At 59.3% G+C, this 15,966-nt stretch carries 12 protein-coding genes; 10 read left to right on the top strand and 2 right to left on the bottom strand.

Features of this window, described 5'->3' with window-relative positions:
* The first annotated feature begins 30 nt into the window (after nucleotides 1-30).
* From KUV51_RS12145 to KUV51_RS12135, 3 genes are read left to right on the top strand one after another with little or no spacing between them, the layout of a single operon-like run.
* Nucleotides 31-549: a transcriptional repressor gene (locus tag KUV51_RS12145; RefSeq protein ID WP_222521883.1), complete on the top strand. Its 519-nt coding sequence runs from the start codon at nucleotides 31-33 to the stop codon at nucleotides 547-549.
* Nucleotides 546-1,283 carry a metal ABC transporter ATP-binding protein gene (locus KUV51_RS12140; RefSeq protein WP_222521882.1) on the top strand — a complete coding sequence of 246 codons (738 nt, stop codon included), beginning with the start codon at nucleotides 546-548 and terminating at the stop codon, nucleotides 1,281-1,283. Before KUV51_RS12145 ends, KUV51_RS12140 begins: the two co-directional genes overlap by 4 nt.
* On the top strand, nucleotides 1,283-2,080 hold the full coding sequence (locus KUV51_RS12135; protein WP_222521881.1) for a metal ABC transporter permease: 798 nt from the start codon (nucleotides 1,283-1,285) through the stop codon (nucleotides 2,078-2,080). Before KUV51_RS12140 ends, KUV51_RS12135 begins: the two co-directional genes overlap by 1 nt.
* A gap of 43 nt (nucleotides 2,081-2,123) precedes the next feature.
* Here the strand turns inward: KUV51_RS12135 and KUV51_RS12130 are convergent, their stop codons facing one another.
* Together KUV51_RS12130 and KUV51_RS12125 are read right to left on the bottom strand one after the other, a co-directional pair.
* Nucleotides 2,124-3,554 (bottom strand): FAD/NAD(P)-binding protein, encoded by a 1,431-nt coding sequence (locus KUV51_RS12130; protein WP_222521880.1) that lies wholly within the window; start codon nucleotides 3,552-3,554, stop codon nucleotides 2,124-2,126.
* A 262-nt stretch (nucleotides 3,555-3,816) separates the two neighbouring features.
* The gene (locus KUV51_RS12125; protein ID WP_222521879.1) at nucleotides 3,817-5,844 is read right to left on the bottom strand and encodes a calcium-binding protein; all 2,028 of its coding nucleotides are present in this window, start codon (nucleotides 5,842-5,844) and stop codon (nucleotides 3,817-3,819) included.
* A 548-nt stretch (nucleotides 5,845-6,392) separates the two neighbouring features.
* Between KUV51_RS12125 and KUV51_RS12120 the strand changes: the two genes are divergently transcribed.
* From KUV51_RS12120 to KUV51_RS12090, 7 genes are all read left to right on the top strand, one after another.
* Complete coding sequence (locus KUV51_RS12120; RefSeq protein ID WP_222521878.1) at nucleotides 6,393-8,798, top strand: FAD-dependent oxidoreductase; 2,406 nt, start codon at nucleotides 6,393-6,395, stop codon at nucleotides 8,796-8,798.
* Complete coding sequence (locus KUV51_RS12115; RefSeq protein ID WP_222521877.1) at nucleotides 8,795-10,324, top strand: trimethylamine methyltransferase family protein; 1,530 nt, start codon at nucleotides 8,795-8,797, stop codon at nucleotides 10,322-10,324. Before KUV51_RS12120 ends, KUV51_RS12115 begins: the two co-directional genes overlap by 4 nt.
* Nucleotides 10,324-10,998 carry a TetR/AcrR family transcriptional regulator gene (locus KUV51_RS12110; RefSeq protein WP_315898824.1) on the top strand — a complete coding sequence of 225 codons (675 nt, stop codon included), beginning with the start codon at nucleotides 10,324-10,326 and terminating at the stop codon, nucleotides 10,996-10,998. Before KUV51_RS12115 ends, KUV51_RS12110 begins: the two co-directional genes overlap by 1 nt.
* A 44-nt stretch (nucleotides 10,999-11,042) precedes the next feature.
* Nucleotides 11,043-12,212: a 4-hydroxybenzoate 3-monooxygenase gene (gene pobA / locus KUV51_RS12105; RefSeq protein WP_222521876.1), complete on the top strand. Its 1,170-nt coding sequence runs from the start codon at nucleotides 11,043-11,045 to the stop codon at nucleotides 12,210-12,212.
* A gap of 710 nt (nucleotides 12,213-12,922) precedes the next feature.
* Complete coding sequence (locus tag KUV51_RS12100; protein WP_222521875.1) at nucleotides 12,923-14,023, top strand: helix-turn-helix domain-containing protein; 1,101 nt, start codon at nucleotides 12,923-12,925, stop codon at nucleotides 14,021-14,023.
* Nucleotides 14,024-14,260: 237 nt separating this feature from the next.
* Nucleotides 14,261-15,613, top strand: a complete 1,353-nt coding sequence (locus KUV51_RS12095) for a hypothetical protein (protein WP_222521874.1) — start codon at nucleotides 14,261-14,263, stop codon at nucleotides 15,611-15,613.
* Nucleotides 15,610-15,897, top strand: coding sequence for a hypothetical protein (locus KUV51_RS12090; protein ID WP_222521873.1), 288 nt, complete (start codon nucleotides 15,610-15,612; stop codon nucleotides 15,895-15,897). Before KUV51_RS12095 ends, KUV51_RS12090 begins: the two co-directional genes overlap by 4 nt.
* Nucleotides 15,898-15,966 lie beyond the last annotated feature (69 nt).

The raw sequence follows: 15,966 nt of genomic DNA, 5'->3' as shown, positions 1-15,966 counted from the left end.
TAACACTTGCCTTAACCGACACGACCCTGCATGACAAGCGATACTCAGAAAACGACCGACACACGTGCACGCGCCATGGGATTTGCGAAGCATAACCACTCTGCCTGTATGGCAACGGCGCTCAAGGCGGCCGAAAAACGGTGCGCGTCCGAAGGTCTGCGGCTGACCCCGGTGCGGCGCAAGGTTCTCGAGTTGCTGCTGCAGGAGCATCGCGCACTCGGGGCCTATGCTATCCTTGATCTGTTGCGTGATGCAGGTTTTGGATCACAACCTCCTGTTGCCTATCGCGCGCTGGACTTTCTGGCAGAGCATGGCTTCGTACACAGGATCGAGAGGTTGAATGCCTTTGTTGCCTGTGCACACCCGGGCGAGGATCACGCCCCGGCCTTCATGATTTGCCGCCTGTGCGACGCCGTGGCGGAGGCACCGGGAGCATCGGCCAAGGGGATGCTCGGGGCTGCCGCCCGCGAAGCCGGTTTTCACGTTGAACGTACAGTGGTAGAAGCCGAAGGCGTTTGCCCTTCTTGCGCGGATCACGCCCCCACATGAGCCTTCTCACAGCCACAAATGTCAGCGTCGCCTATGGCGCCAACACGGTGCTGCGCAACGTAAACCTGTTCGTTGAGCCGGGCGAAATCGTAACGATCGTCGGCCCAAACGGCTCTGGCAAGACCAGCCTTTTGAAAGCGATATTGGGCGCGACACGACTGGCTTCCGGCCAGGTTGTCCGAAAGCCCGGGCTGAAGATTGGATACGTTCCACAACGCCTGCACATTGATCCAACCCTGCCCATCACCGTGGAACGGTTCATGCGACTGGCCCAGCGCGTTGATCAAAAAAACTGTTCCCGCGCCTTGGAGGCGGCTGGCGTGCCCGATCTTCTCAAACGGCAGATGTCCGGACTGTCTGGCGGTCAATTTCAACGTGTTCTGTTGGCACGGGCACTGATCAACAAGCCGGATATCCTGCTGCTTGACGAAGCGACACAAGGGCTGGACCAGCGCGGTTCAGCCGCGTTCTACCAGCAGATTGAAGCCGTCCGGCAGGATACGGGCTGCGCGATCCTGATGATCAGTCACGAATTGCATGTGGTGATGAGCACCTCTGACCGCGTGATTTGCTTGAATGGGCATGTCTGCTGCGAGGGGACACCAGCCGTTGTCGCATCCGCACCGGAATATCGTGCGTTGTTCGGCACCGGCACCGGCGGAGCATTGGCGCTCTACCGCCACGAACACGACCATGATCACGACCATGGCTGCAATCACGAGGCCGCTGAATAATGCTGGACGATTTCATGACGCGCGCGACCCTGGCTGGCGTCGGCGTTGCCTGCGCAGCGGCACCGCTTGGATGTTTCGTGGTGTGGCGGCGCATGGCCTATTTCGGAGACGCGACCGCACACGCAGCCATTCTGGGCGTGGCCCTTTCGCTTGCTCTGCAGGTGTCGATCTTTGTCGGCGCGATTGCCGTCGCGTTGGCGATGGCGCTGACGGTGACGCTCCTTTCAGGGCGCGGGTATGCGATGGACACCCTATTGGGGGTTCTGGCACATTCTGCTCTGGCCTTCGGATTGGTAGCCGTGTCGTTCCTGTCCGGGATCCGCATCGATCTCATGGCGTATCTTTTTGGTGACATTCTGGCGGTATCCCGTTTGGACCTCCTGGTCATCTGGTGCGGCGCCGCACTTGTCGTAGCACTGATTGCCTGGCGCTGGTCGGCCCTGCTCACCGCGACACTGAACGAGGAACTGGCCTATGCTCACGGCATAGACCCGAGGCGAGAACAACTGATCCTGACCCTTGCGCTTGCCATCACGGTGGCAGTTGCCATCAAGGTTGTGGGTGTTCTTTTGATTGCCGCGCTGTTGATCATCCCGGCCGCAGCAGCACGAGGCTTTGCACGCACACCCGAGGCGATGGCTGTCACCGCTGCAGTGATTGGCGCCATATCGGCGGTCACTGGCCTGCGTGCGGCTTACATATTCGATACCCCGGCCGGGCCATCCATCGTGTGCGTCGCTGCAGTCATGTTTGCGGTCTTCAGCGTCATAAGTCGGACGGAACGCGCAGGACAATGAATTCCGCTGCCGTTTCAAAGAGCAGCCGAGTCAGTGATACGGGTCAGTGCGAGCGCGCGACGTAGGACCGCAGCATGTGCGCGTCGTAGAGCGGCATTGCCACCACTTCGTCCCCGATTTCGCTGACCGCAGGCGACAGGTAGCGCACTGCTTGAGCCGTGGTGTGACAGCCGGCACCGACCTGCAAACCGCCGCCCACGTGGCTGCGCGACAACAACCCTTGGGCCAGCATATCCTCGGTCAAAGGGTCGAACTGGGAGCCGGGACCGGCCCCGGCGCAATTGACGACAAAGCCGGTTTTGATCCGCTGTTGTTGGCCATCGGCCTCTGTCACCACAACCTCAGCCCCGTCGTCCTGGTGAACAACCTTCTGGACCAGCCCGGTGACAACCCGCGCTTTACCCTCGTCCACGAAACGGTGCATGTCGTGGATCGTGTCCCGCGTTCCCCCGCGCAACCAGAACCGGAGCGCGCCGGGCACCTTCCGCGCCTCTTCGATGTTGGGCAGATAGGTCGACAAGGGATTTTCCAGGAAATGTGCCCGAAACCCGGCGCGAATCTCACGCATTTCATCCCCATCGCTCAGCGCCTTGTCGATTTCGCGCCGAACCTCGGCCAAGAAGCTGTCTGCCGTCTCGTGATCCGTGCTGAAATGCGGTCTGGTCAGTTTGCGCGGCAGTCGCGGGACAAGCGGTGTGGGAATCTCGCCATCTGGCGCGCAGGCGACAAAACGCAGGTCTCGTTCCGGGATCAGACTTTGGCAAAGGCGCAGAACATCAAGCATCGCTGCGTTGCCGCCGATGCAGAAAATCTCGGCACCGGACTTGATATGCTCGGCAATGCGAGTTTCAAAGCCAAAGACAGATGGCGCGCTGAAGGCACCATCATCCCCCTGGATGCGCATCGTGGACGGACCGCCGGGCGCAACGTCGACTGTCTTGGCACACAGAGTTCTCCCGCCCTTGGTCCCGATCGATGTATTCTCACCAAGGTTCAGCGACGTCGCAATGTCGTCCAACAGCGTGACGGTCACACCCCGTGTTTCGAAGCCCGCAATCAGGGTCTGCGCCTGTTCCTCCATGAAATCGCCGTAGAATTCACGCGGCGCGTTCACACCATACACATCGCCATTCGCCACCAACGATGCCGCCGCACCCAGCCAGTCGGGAGAGCGGCCCTGCATCCGTTGCGACACGCTATCCCAACGATCGGCCAACCATTTTGCAAACTTCGGATCAATGTCGTCCGCCGGTGAATTGAGCAGATACGCGTATCGCCACGGCATGTCGGGTTCGCCCTTGGCATAGGCTGCTCCGCGACCCAGCTGCGACGCCCGTGCACCGATCACGACGACATGATCGATATCGCGTGAGATGGACGCTTCGAGAAAGGCCAACGCCGTGATTCCATCACCCACGATTACGTGGGTCCGGTCGCCTTTAAGGCCAGATAAAGTCTGCTCAATTTTCGACATCGAAAGCTCATGTCACGAGAGCATCAGGCAAGTCAACTGTTCGAGGTTGCTTGGCAAACCGGCAAGGCCATGCACGGTCAAATCTGCCTCATTCCGCAGCCGACCTTTGTCCAAGGTCAGCAATACTATTCGCGGATTCTTGTCCGCGTTTGCCGCTCGCGGCTGCAGCCTGGCTGGCTGACCAAACGCGCACCCACTGTTGTCGCATGACAAAACGCGCCCCTCCAGGAAAGGGGCGCGCTTCACTGTGTATCTGGAGCAATCAGAAAATCTCGATGTCATCCAAAAGCTGGTTCGGGACGCCAACGCCACCCACCGTCAACGTATTTCCATCGCCGAAGTCAAAGATGACCTGACCGTTTACGTTGCTTGCGAACTGGTCGATCACCTGCTGCACCGACAATCCGGCGAGCCCGAGCAGATCGGCGTCCAACTGGATTTCGTCGACGTTGTTGCCGAAGCCCGTGATGACATCAGCACCCTCCCCGTAGATGAACACATCCGCGCCGATGCCACCGAACAGGATGTCATCCCCTGACCCGCCGTCCAATGTGTCGGCACCTGCATTCCCGCGCAACAGATCGTTCCCATCGCCGCCGTTCAGCTCGTCCGCTCCGTTGCCGCCATCGAGCGTGTCATTTCCCGTTCCGCCATCGAGGGTATCGTTGTTGACCCCTCCGGACAGGACGTCGTTGCCTGCGTCGCCTTTCAGCAAATCGGTGCCCGCATTGCCGAAGACCATGTCGTCGCCGTCACCGCCTTCCAGACTGTCGGTTCCGGCATCGCCGGACAGCATGTCATTGCCCGCACCGCCAAGCAGCAGATCAATGCCCAAACCTCCGGCAAGGGTGTCGTTGCCAGTGCCTCCGTCCAATGTATCGAAACCGTTGTTGCCCGTGATGGAGTCAGAGCCATCACCACCGAGGATGCTGTCGAAGCCATCATTGCCGATCAGAGTGTCGTTTCCACCGTTGCCCTGAATGAAATCAAAACCGATACCTCCAACAACGCTGTCGTCGCCTGCGCCAGCCGCGATTGTGTCGTTACCCCCCTTGCCGGAGATGGTATCGTTCCCCCCGCCTGTCTGTATATTCTCGGATGCGCCATCGCCCACGACGGTCTCGGGGGGCACTTGCAAATCGCTGATCGTCACAATCGAAGCATTGCCACCCTCATCCAGAATCAGGCCCGTACCGTCAGACGAGATAACGCTGTTTATGCCGCTGAACGGACCATCAAAATCCGGCACCGGAAACTCGGAACTGCCGATCCGATTGCCCTCGGCGTCAAAGACCTGCGCCCTGAGCAGCGGGGACACGTTGTTATCTGTGACATCGTCCGTGTTGTAGACAACAACGAAACCACCGGAATCGAGCGCAAAGACGCGCGGGGCGAATTGTCGACCTTCCGTTGCATCGTTGCCGCTGAGGGGGCCCGCCGCGATGGTGCCGTCCTGGTTCACGATAAAGATTGAGATACCAGTCGCATCACTGTCTTCCGGCGTGCCGGCAATCGGGAACGCGACAGCAATCTGCCCGTTTGCCAACACCGCGATATCGCCCAGCCCCTGCTCACCAATATTGATGGCAAGCACTTCGTTGGTATCGCCCACCTGAATGGGGCCCGTCAGCGCGTTGCCATTCAGGTCGAACTGCTGCAGCTGCAAGGTGCCCACCCAGGAAAGAGACCCGAATGAAAACGACGCACTGACGGTTGCCACCCACACCGTGTCATCACCCGGCAGATCGATGGCGTAGCCATTGTCGGTCGAATTGAAACCGGGAGCACCGGTCGCGCCGCCGACAATTGCGCCATCCGGACCGAAAACAGTAAACCCGGCATCCGTCATGACACCAAGGTTCCCGTTGCCTAAATCCTCCGGCACAGCGTTGCGCGCCGTGTAGACATTGGTCAGTCCGGGGACAACGGTGGACCCACCTGTCGGGGCACCGGAGGCGTCAAAAGTGCGCACGTAGTTGGTGCCGGCCAACGGGAAGAGGCCATCCGGATCCGATCCGAAGTGAATTGTAATACTGCCGTCATCGTTCGAAACGGCGCCCAGCACTGTCCGGCCCGCTTCCAACACATCATCAGAGATTGCGGTCGGCTGAATCAGAACGGTGCCATCGGACGACAGGACCGTGAAAGAAATGCCACCCAGCCCGCTGTCAGTATATGCAAAGAAGATACGTCCGTCGGAAAGCTCCTGTGAAACGATCCCGTCCTGAGCGTCCGAGCCCTGGATCAAACCATCTGATACCAGAAAAGACGGGCTAAAATTAATTGGCATACAATTACTCCTATTCAACAAATTCAACGAATTGTTCTTGCTCAAACAGTTGATGCAAAATGCTGTGCATCTCGTCTGGACGATACGGTGGCGACCGAGACAAGAAAAGAAAAAAATCACTTATGTCTGTGGGTTACCTGAATTGATCGCTGCGACACTTTACGAAGGCAACGAAGTAAGGAGGTCAGTATGAAAGATTCCACTCATAGGTGTTTTCAATCATTGTCCGTAATGCAGATGGCAACCAGCTGGCCACCTCCTCTCCACAAGCTCGGAATACCAAATTTTTCGGCGCACCGAACAATCTCGCCGAATCCTCCAATTCTATTTGAGATTGAATTCCACTTCGAATTGAAACCCCGAGAAATGCCGTGCGCAATTTCCAATAGGCAGAGCGGCGTACTTGTTCGCCAATACAACGCCTCAGCTTGCAGAGCCGCGCCAATGGCGTCGCATACATGCATCCCCGTGTCGCGAAAGTATTGGACACTGCTGTCCAGTACATCTCAACCTGAGGACGTAGCGCACGCCAAAGCAAGAGGACTGACATGAACTCACAATATCGCGTCGTAGTGATCGGAGGTGGCGTGGTCGGTGCCTCGGTGCTCTACCACCTGGCCAAGATGGGATGGACCGACGTCGCCCTGATCGAACGCTCAGTGCTGACCGCAGGCTCAAGCTGGCACGCGGCCGGAGGCATTCACGCACTCAACGCCGATCCGAACATGGCGGCGCTGCAAGCCTACACAATCGACCTGCTCAGCGAGATCGAAGAGGAGAGCGGACAGAACATCGGCCTGCACATGACAGGTGGCTTGACGCTCGCGGGCACGCCGGAGCGTTGGGAATGGCTGCAGTCAGCCTACCGCGTCTTCCAGTCCATAGGCATCGAGGATTGCGAATTGCTCACCCCGCAGCAAGCGCAGGAGCGGTGCCCAATTATGTCTAAGGACGGCGTTCTGGGCGCGATGTGGGCTGACCGCGAGGGGTACGTGGACACCACCGGCACGGTCCACGCCTACGCCACCGCCGCCAAGAAGCGCGGCGCGTCCGTCTTTGAACACACCAGGGTCGAAGCCTTGGAGCAGGCCCACGATGGCTGGATCGTAAAGACGGACAAGGGCGACATCCGGTGCGAGCATGTCGTCAACGCTGCGGGTTTGTGGGCCAAGCAGGTGGGGCGCATGGCGGGCGTTGAACTGCCGGTGTCTCCGCTGAAACACCACTACCTGATCACAGACCAGATCCCCGAAGTGGCCGCGCATGACTTCGAAATGCCGATGACCGTGGATCTCGAAGGGTTCACGTACATGCGACAGGACCAGAAGGGCATCCTGATCGGCATCTATGAGATCGAGCATCAGCATTGGGCCATGGACGGCGCGCCGTGGAACTATGGAATGGAGCTGTTTCAGGAAGACCTCGACCGGATCGAGAATGAGCTGATGCTGGGATTTGCCCGCTATCCGTCGGCGGAGAATGTGGGGATCAAGACCTGGGTGAACGGCGCTTTCACCTTCTCACCCGATGGCAACCCGCTGGTGGGGCCAGTGCCGGGCAAGCGAGGCTACTGGTCTGCCTGCGCCGTCATGGCTGGCTTCTTGCAGGGCGGCGGCGTCGGCAAATCGCTGGCCGAGTGGATGATTGAGGGCGAGCCGGAGGCCGATGTCTACTGCATGGACGTCGCCCGCTACGGCAAGTTTGCCGAGAACAAGCAGTACATCAAGGAAACGACCGGGCAGTTCTACTCCCGCCGCTTCGTGATGTCGTATCCCAACGAACAGCTTCCCGCAGGCCGTCCGCTCAAAATGGCACCGGCGCACGATGCCATGACGGCGGCAGGGTGTCGCTGGGGCTCAAGCTGGGACTTGGAGACACCGCTATACTTTGCGCCGTCCGAAGACTTCGAGGAGAACCTCACGCTCAAGCGTTCGAACGCACATGATATCGTCGGTGCCGAGTGCCGAAACGTGCGTCAAAACGTCGGGATGGTGGACATCACCGGCTTCTCCAGGTTCGAGGTGTCAGGACCAAATGCCGAGGTCTGGCTGAACAACGTCATGGCCTCCAAGCTGCCCGCCCCCGGCCGGGCTAAGCTAGCGCCGATGCTGGGGGAAGATGGGCGGCTCAAGGGTGACCTGACGATCCTGAACTGGGGGGACGGGACATGGTGGATCATGGGATCCTACTACCTGCGGGCCTGGCACATGCGCTGGTTCGACGATCATATGATCGACGGCGTGAAAATACGCGATTTGGGCGAGGAAATGTGCGGTTTCGCCCTGACCGGCCCGAATTCCCGCAAGGTCATCGAAAAGCTGTGCCATCAGGACATCGGCGCACTCAAGTTCATGGGTTGTGGCGAATTCGATGTGGGCATGATCCGGGCCAAGGTCGCGCGGATGTCCGTTGCGGGCGAGCTTGGGTACGAGATCAACTGCCGCTACGGCGATCACGTGAAGCTGCGGCGGATGTTGCTGGAAGCCGGTGAAGACTTCGGGCTGAAGGAATACGGCTTTAACGCGATGCTGTCGCTGCGATTGGAAAAATCGTTTGGCATCTGGTCGGCTGAATTCACCCAAGGCTACACGCCCGGCATGACCGGCATGGACCGCTGGATCGATTGGGACAAAGAGTTCGTCGGCAAGACTGCCGCGGTGGCCGAACGCGATGGCAATGGACCTGCGCAGAAGCTCGTGACTTTGGAGATCGATGCCAAAGATGCCGATGCCAGCGGCTACGAACCGGTCTGGAACGGCGATGGCCGCGTGGGTTTCGTCACGTCGGGCGGCTATGGGCACACCCTGCAAAAGTCACTCGCCATGGCGCTGGTGGACAGCGACTACACCGCCCCGGGCACGGAATTGAAAGTCCACGTTGTGGGTGTAGAGCGGGCCGCGCGGGTCATCCCGCCGTCGCCCTACGATCCCGAAGGCAAGGCGATGCGGGGATGACCGAGCAACCCCGCCGTCGACGCGCGCGTGGTGCGCCGCCACACGAGGCGCGCATCACGAACTACCGCAACCTGCGCAATCCATTTCCACCGATGGCGGTGTTTACCGACGACCGGATCGCGGCCATTCACGAGGCGGCGCTCGATGTGCTTGAACGGTTGGGGATCAAAGTGCTGCTGCCCGAAGCGCGCACTGCGTTCAAAACCGGTGGCGCGCGTGTAGATGACAGCACAGAGATGGTGCACATCGGGCGCGAGATGGTCGAGGCGGCGCTCGACACGGCGCCCAAATCCTTTCTCTTGATCGCGGGCAATCCCGACCGAAATCTGGTGATGGAACTGGGGTCGATGATCTTCCAGCCGGGCGCTGGTTGCCCTCATGCCACAGACTTGGAGCGCGGGCGCAGACCCGGCACTGAACAGGACTTTCGCGAACTGATCACGCTGACGCAGCATTTCGATGTGCTGCACATGATCCCGCCGCTGGTCGAGCCGCAGGACGTGCCCATCCACTTGCGCCACTACGCGATGACCAAGGGGCAGATGGAACTCACGGACAAGCTGCCGTTCGTCTATTCCCGCGGCACCGGGCAGGTCGAGGAATCCTTCGAGATGCTGAGCGGTTTTCGGGGACTGTCGGACTCCGAGTTTACTGCGCAGTCGCACTGCTACACGATCATCAACACGAATTCTCCGCGCCAGTTGGACATCCCGATGGCGCTTGGCGTCATGGACTTCGCCCGGCACGGCCAGATGGCGATCATAACGCCCTTTACGTTGATGGGGGCCATGGCACCAATCACTGTCGCTGGTGCCATGACACTCAGCCATGCCGAGGCACTGGCCGCCATAACGCTGGGCCAACTGGTCCGTCCTGGGGCACCGGTGTGCTATGGCACCTTCACATCGAATGTGGACATGAAATCCGGGGCGCCTGTCTTTGGCACCCCGGAGCATTTCAAAGCGTCGCTGGCAGCGGGTCAACTGGCGCGCCATATCGGTCTGCCGTGGCGCTGCGCCTCTGGCTCCGCTGCCAATCTTGGGGATGTGCAAGCCGCCAACGAGACACAATTCGGGACATGGGGTTGTCTGCTGGCAGGCGCGACCGTCACTCTGCACGCGGCGGGCTGGTTGGAAGGCGGGCTGACCGTGTCCTATGAAAAGCTAGTGACTGACGTGGAGGTGCTGCAGATGGTTGCAGAGTTGTGTACCGCAACCGCCGCAAATGCCGATGACATCGCGCTTGGCGCGCTCGAAGAGGTACAGCCGGGCGGCCACTTCTTTGGCGCGGCCCACACGATGGAGCGTTATGCGACCGAGTTTTACGAACCCGTGGTCGCTGATTTTGCAAATTTCGGCACGTGGACCGAGCGCGGCAGCACGGATGCCACGACACGCGCGACGGACATATGGAAAGGAATCCTGCGCGATTTCACCCCACCGTCTACGAACGGTGACCGCTTGGACGCATTGCACAAATTCATTGCCGACCGCACAGCGGCTGGCGGCTGCGCCCCGGTAAGCTGATGACCATCCCTGTTTTGCACCGCGATGATCCGGCCAAGGACCCGCTGGTCGGCAATGTCAAAGTCACCCGGCAGGACTGGCTGAATGCGGCGCTGTCCGTCTTGAAATCCGGCGGCGTGGAGGCGGTGAAAGTTGCCGAACTGGCAAGCGGGATGAAGGTCTCACGCTCCAGCTTCTATTGGTATTTCAAGGATCGCACCGACCTGTTGAACGCCCTGCTCGACCATTGGGAGCAGACCAACACGGCCGCCATGGTGGTCCAGGCAAACGCACCCGCGCGGACCATCACCGAGGCGTGTTGCAACATCTTTCGCTGCAACATCAACACGGCGCTTTTCGACAACCGCCTTGATTTCGCGATCCGCGACTGGGCGCGCCGCGCGCCGCGCGTGAATGCGGTGCTGAAAGCCGGGGACGACGCGCGGCTCGCTGCTCTGACACAGATGTTCTTGCGCTTCGGCTATCCGCAGATGGAGGCGACGGCCCGCGCCCGTGTCATCTACTACATGCAGCTGGGCTATGACGACGCGAACCTGGGTGAAACGCTGGAGGAACGGCTGGCCATGGTGCCCGGCTATCTTGTCGCCTTCACCGGAACCGAGCCGACAGAAGACGAAATCCAAGCCTTCGCTGCATATGCTCGGGAAGTAACCCAGACCTCCGCCTCGGCTTGACCGAACTCGTGGGACCTGTGACAAACCGCGCAGGGGAGGCTGCATTGCGCACTCAGGTCGTCATCGTTGGTGGCGGACCATCAGGTCTGCTGCTGGGTCAATTGCTGCACAAAGCAGGGATCGAAAGTGTCGTGCTCGAGCGGCAGTCGCGGGCGCACGTCCTGGGGCGCATCCGCGCCGGCGTGCTGGAACGCGGCCTCGTTGACCTGATGGGGCAAGCGGGCGTGGACACCCGCATGAAGGCCGAAGGGTTCGTGCATGACGGCACGCTCATTGCCTACGACAACGACATGTTCCGTGTCGATTTTGCGGCGCACACCGAGGCGACCGTGCTGGTTTACGGACAGACCGAGGTGACCCGAGATCTGTATGATGCACGCGACGCAACCGGCGGCGATACCCGGTTCGAGGTGGAAGACGTCATTATCCACGACGTCGACACCGATGCCCCCTTTGTCACCTTCAGGCAGAATGGGCACAGTGAACGGATTGACTGTGACTTTGTCGCGGGGTGCGACGGATTCCATGGTGTCAGTCGCAAGACCATCCCGGCGGACGTCAGGCAGGAATACGAAAAGGTCTATCCCTTCGGGTGGTTGGGCATCCTATCCGAAACACCCCCGGTGAATGACGAGTTGATCTACGCCAATTCGGACCGCGGCTTTGCCCTGTGTTCAATGCGGAACGCAAACCTCAGCCGCTACTACATCCAATGCGAAACCGCAGATGACCCAGCGAACTGGAGCGACGATGCGTTCTGGGACGAGCTGCGCCGCCGCATCCCGCCGCAAGCTGCTGACACATTGGTTACGGGCCCAAGCATCGAAAAGTCCATCGCACCCCTGCGCAGCTTTGTTTGCGAACCGATGCGCTGGGGGCGGTTGTTCCTGTGCGGAGATGCGGCACATATCGTTCCGCCCACTGGCGCCAAGGGGCTGAACACTGCAGCCTCTGACGTGCATTATCTGAACCAGGGCCTGCGCCAGTTCTACGGTGAGGGCGACAGCGAGGGCATCGACAGATACTCCCAGCGCGCCTTGGCCCGCGTCTGGAAAACGCAGCGCTTCAGTTGGTGGTTTTCGACCCTCATGCACCACTTTCCCGGCCAAACGGCGTTCGACAAGAAAATGCGGCGCGCTGAACTGGCCCTGCTGCGCGACAACCGCGAGGCACAGGCGGCGATGGCGCTCAGCTATGTCGGTCTGCCCTACTGACGTCGCTCACCGGCGCAAGACTTCCCGCTGAAGGCCAACAAAGACGTCTCCACATGCATTGCCTATCATCGAGCCGACCCGGATTGATCCGATCGAAAGACGTTTCGCAGCATTGAAACAGGAGCATTTGAATGAGCATTCAAACAACCGCCTGGGGCCGCGACGGCCATTCACTTGACGTTCAGGCAGTCCTGTCGCAGGCAAGATAGGTCTGGAGGTCGTCCAGGTCGACATGCTCCAAGCAGATGGCGGCATCAATATCAAAGAAGCCCTCCATGGCGTGACCGGCACGTTGCAGCTGCTATTCCCGGATATTCCGCCCAGTTCAGATGTGATCACTGCCGACCAACGCCCAAGCCCGCCTGGTCGTCTGCAAATTCGGGAAAAAATGCGAGAGCTTCAACCCTCGTACATCTTCTGGCCAGTGCGGAGGCCAGGCAACACATCTTCCACAATGAACAACTGGCGACCCCGGCAGAACGGGGTGAATTCCGAAGTATCAACGCCTTAGCCCGAAAAGTTCCAACTTTGGCCGTCATAAGAAATCAAGGGCTTACAAGGCGGGGTTCCAACTTTTTGGAGGGACCGACCCCCAAAAAGAAAGTCGCCGGAGGGGTTGCAGCCCCATCCGACGACAAACAAAAGTTCATTGCCAAACCTGAGTACCAGAACGCACTGAATCCCGCAAGCGCGGGATCGGAGGTGCGGGCATGACGCAGCACCTTACACATGACGGGTTGCCGGATGGTTTGACGCGTTGGCAGTTCTTTGGATTGATCGAACGTGGACGCCGTCAGCTGGGCTTGAGCAAGGGCGCAATCGCCTATGTGAAGGTGGCAATCTCCAACACCATGGACGAAGATTTCGCCGCTGGCCGGATCTGCAGTTTCTGGACATCGGTCACGAAAATCGCTGCACAGGCGGGACTGGACAGACGTCAGATCGCGCGCATCGAAGGTGATCTGGTACAGCGTGGGCTGCTGGCAAAAACGGCCTCCGACCACAGTCGCCGTGCTGGCTCCCGCAGAGACGGGAAAATCGGCAATGAATTCGGGATCAACCTCGCCCCCCTGATTGCGCGGGCGGGCGAGATTCAAGCTGCGGCTCAAAAGGCTGCCTTTGAAGCGGAAGAGGCCGAACGGCTTCGCTGCCGGATCAAAAAGCTGTTCGGTGACATCCGACGGCTGTGTTCCGGTGGCGCAACGGAAGCCGCTGAAGAGGTTCTGCCCAATCGCCGTCCATCTACCATTCAGAGCTTTGAGCGATTGCAGCAAGTCGCCGAGGCGCTGGAAGCGGTTTGGGAGGATTTTTCTGCGCAGATCGGTAGGGGCGAAAAGTCCCACCAGTGCGACATTTCACCCGCACTCAATACAAGTAAGGAAAATATCAATAAAACCTGTAGGGCTGAAAAGCAGGAAGAAGCCCCGCCGGTCCGGACAACAGCTGCGCAAGTGGCGCTGCTGGCCAGCGAACCGCTGCGAGAGATCATCGAGCTCTATTGGAACGCGCTCGACAACCGGAGTCGCCTGAGCTGGCAAGCGGTCCAATTGGCTGCGAAAGAGCGGGCCGATCAGCTTGGGATAAGCGGTGGTATTTGGCAGCGACAATGCAGGACGTTGGGCGAGGAAAGGACCGCGCTGTGCCTGATGATCGCTGATCGCAATGCAGACCGTTTTGACGATTATCAGGTCAGGGATGCCGCCGCCGCGTTCGTTGGCATGGCACGTTCAGAAGCGCGCCAGGGCATGGTCGTCAATAGCTTGTTGGGGGAACTGATCGGCAACCAAGGAGGTCATAGAAATGGCCTTTGAGCTAGCGGGTCCACAGATCCTCATTTGCCACCGAAACCTCGTCGCAACATCAGGCCGCGCGCCCACCACAAGGCTGGCGCGGTCTGGTGTTGCAGCCGCCGGGGGCGTCTTCGGTCCCGCTGGGACCGGCGGCGTAGCCGCTTTGCGGGGTTCAGGGGTGCAACGCCCTGACCGACATGTTGCTTGCAACATAATAGTCGGTCCGTACTGCGTTTCTTCTCAAACGGGGCCAAGCTGATGTCAGGCCCACAATTCATGCACCTACAGTCGTATTCTCGCAAGGCAAACCCCAGAGGTCAGTCTGTCGAACAAGTGCTGGCTGAGGCTGCCCGTGCGCCGGTTTACAGCAAGCACGTGGTCGAACCGCAACCGCCGTCCGTTGTTTATGGCGTAGCCGCCAATGAGGTCCGCAAACTACACGACGACATGGTCGCCGCCGGCGGCATAGATGTCACCCTGAAAGATGGCCGCAAAACGCGGCGGGGTATCCGCAAGGACCGGCACACGCTGATGACCGCTGTGGCTTCGCATCCCCTGCCAACCGAACTTGTGAACACTAAGCCCAATGCACGCGCGGACTACGAAATTTGGCGCGAACACAATGTTGTGTGGCTCAAGACCTGCTTTGGCGACAAGCTGGTGTCTGTCATCGAGCATTGGGATGAAGAGCACCCACATCTCCACGCTTACATATTGCCGCTTGGCGATGCGACTTGTTCGGCGCGGCAGCTCAACCCCGCTTGGCAGGCGAAAGAGGAGGCGATGGAAGTCGCGCGTGCTGCGGGTCATGATGACAAAGCCGCGTTGAATTTCGGCAATGCAGCGTACCGTTCCAAAGCCCGTGAACTGCAAGATCACTACTATGAGCATGTTAGTTTGGCCTGTGGTTTGACCCGAACTGGGCCGAAACGCGAACGCCTCAACCGCCAGCAGTGGAAAGCTCGAAAGGATCAAGCGCGACGCGACGCCAAATTGCAAAGCGACATTGAAAAACGCGTCGAGCGCATCGTTAATGCGGAAGACGACTTGGAAGAGTCTGTGTCGGAGAAGGCGAAGGAGCTCGCTGAAAAGCTGGCCCTAGTCGATCAGGCCAAGCAGGAAGCTGAAGACGCCAAAATACGTGCAACCAAACGGGCCAGAAAGGTGGTTGAAGCGGCGAAAGAGGATGTTCGTCAACTGCAACAGAAAGTTCGTGAGGACCTCGCTGCGCGAACCAGCCAGATTGAGGCTGCGGAGGCTGAACTGGAGCAAAAGCGCCGTGCCTTTGATTTTGAGAAACGGCGGGTAGTCAAACGGGTTGTTCTCGATGTGGCCAGAGTCACCGTTCGCGTCTTGACCGGAGTATTCATTGGAACTGTTCAGACCGATCCAAAGCAATCCTCATTTACGATCGCAGATAAGTCTTTAGCCAGAAGCGTGGAAGACTACGGTATCAGGTCGTATCTGGAAAAGCCGGTTACCGCCGTCCTTTCCTTTTGGCAGAAGATTTCGTCGTTTGCACCTCGGGATCAAGTCGCGAGCCTGGCGCAGGACTTGAAAGGAGAAATAGGGCTGGGTTCACCATCTTCTGACCGGGGAGCAGAGCCATGAGTGACGATTTAGATGACCGGATCGCTTATCTTCGACAACAGAGGCAACTTGAGGGCGCTGCACAGACACAGAAGGCCGCTGACTTAATCCAGGCGATTGATGCACTCCAAGAGTCTGTGCGAGAGACAGCTTTCAAAGCGACAACCGTTCAAGGACAGATGCAAGTTCTTGAAGCGCAAATGGACCAGCTTGATATTCGGGTGCAGCGCACAAGTCGTTATCTGGCAGGCGCCATTGCCGCCTCTGTTTTGTTGTGCCTGATGATCGTACTCGTTGCTTTTTGATCAAGCGACATCTTAAAGGCCGCGCCACGGGTCGAAACTGAAGCCCGGCAGTCATTGTACACAGACTAG

Source organism: Tateyamaria omphalii (assembly GCF_019802125.1).
GTDB lineage: Bacteria > Pseudomonadota > Alphaproteobacteria > Rhodobacterales > Rhodobacteraceae > Tateyamaria > Tateyamaria omphalii_B.
Note: the sequence above shows the minus strand (reverse complement) of the source record. Positions and strands in the feature narration are given on the sequence as shown.

Excerpts from the sequence above, each read along its gene's own strand:
- KUV51_RS12145 (WP_222521883.1), top strand. The coding sequence starts at position 31 with ATGACAAGCGATACTCAGAAAACGACCGACACACGTGCACGCGCCATG.
- KUV51_RS12140 (WP_222521882.1), top strand. The coding sequence starts at position 546 with ATGAGCCTTCTCACAGCCACAAATGTCAGCGTCGCCTATGGCGCCAAC.
- KUV51_RS12135 (WP_222521881.1), top strand. The coding sequence starts at position 1,283 with ATGCTGGACGATTTCATGACGCGCGCGACCCTGGCTGGCGTCGGCGTT.
- KUV51_RS12130 (WP_222521880.1), bottom strand. The coding sequence starts at position 3,554 with ATGTCGAAAATTGAGCAGACTTTATCTGGCCTTAAAGGCGACCGGACC.
- KUV51_RS12125 (WP_222521879.1), bottom strand. The coding sequence starts at position 5,844 with ATGCCAATTAATTTTAGCCCGTCTTTTCTGGTATCAGATGGTTTGATC.
- KUV51_RS12120 (WP_222521878.1), top strand. The coding sequence starts at position 6,393 with ATGAACTCACAATATCGCGTCGTAGTGATCGGAGGTGGCGTGGTCGGT.
- KUV51_RS12115 (WP_222521877.1), top strand. The coding sequence starts at position 8,795 with ATGACCGAGCAACCCCGCCGTCGACGCGCGCGTGGTGCGCCGCCACAC.
- KUV51_RS12110 (WP_315898824.1), top strand. The coding sequence starts at position 10,324 with ATGACCATCCCTGTTTTGCACCGCGATGATCCGGCCAAGGACCCGCTG.
- KUV51_RS12100 (WP_222521875.1), top strand. The coding sequence starts at position 12,923 with ATGACGCAGCACCTTACACATGACGGGTTGCCGGATGGTTTGACGCGT.
- KUV51_RS12095 (WP_222521874.1), top strand. The coding sequence starts at position 14,261 with ATGTCAGGCCCACAATTCATGCACCTACAGTCGTATTCTCGCAAGGCA.
- KUV51_RS12090 (WP_222521873.1), top strand. The coding sequence starts at position 15,610 with ATGAGTGACGATTTAGATGACCGGATCGCTTATCTTCGACAACAGAGG.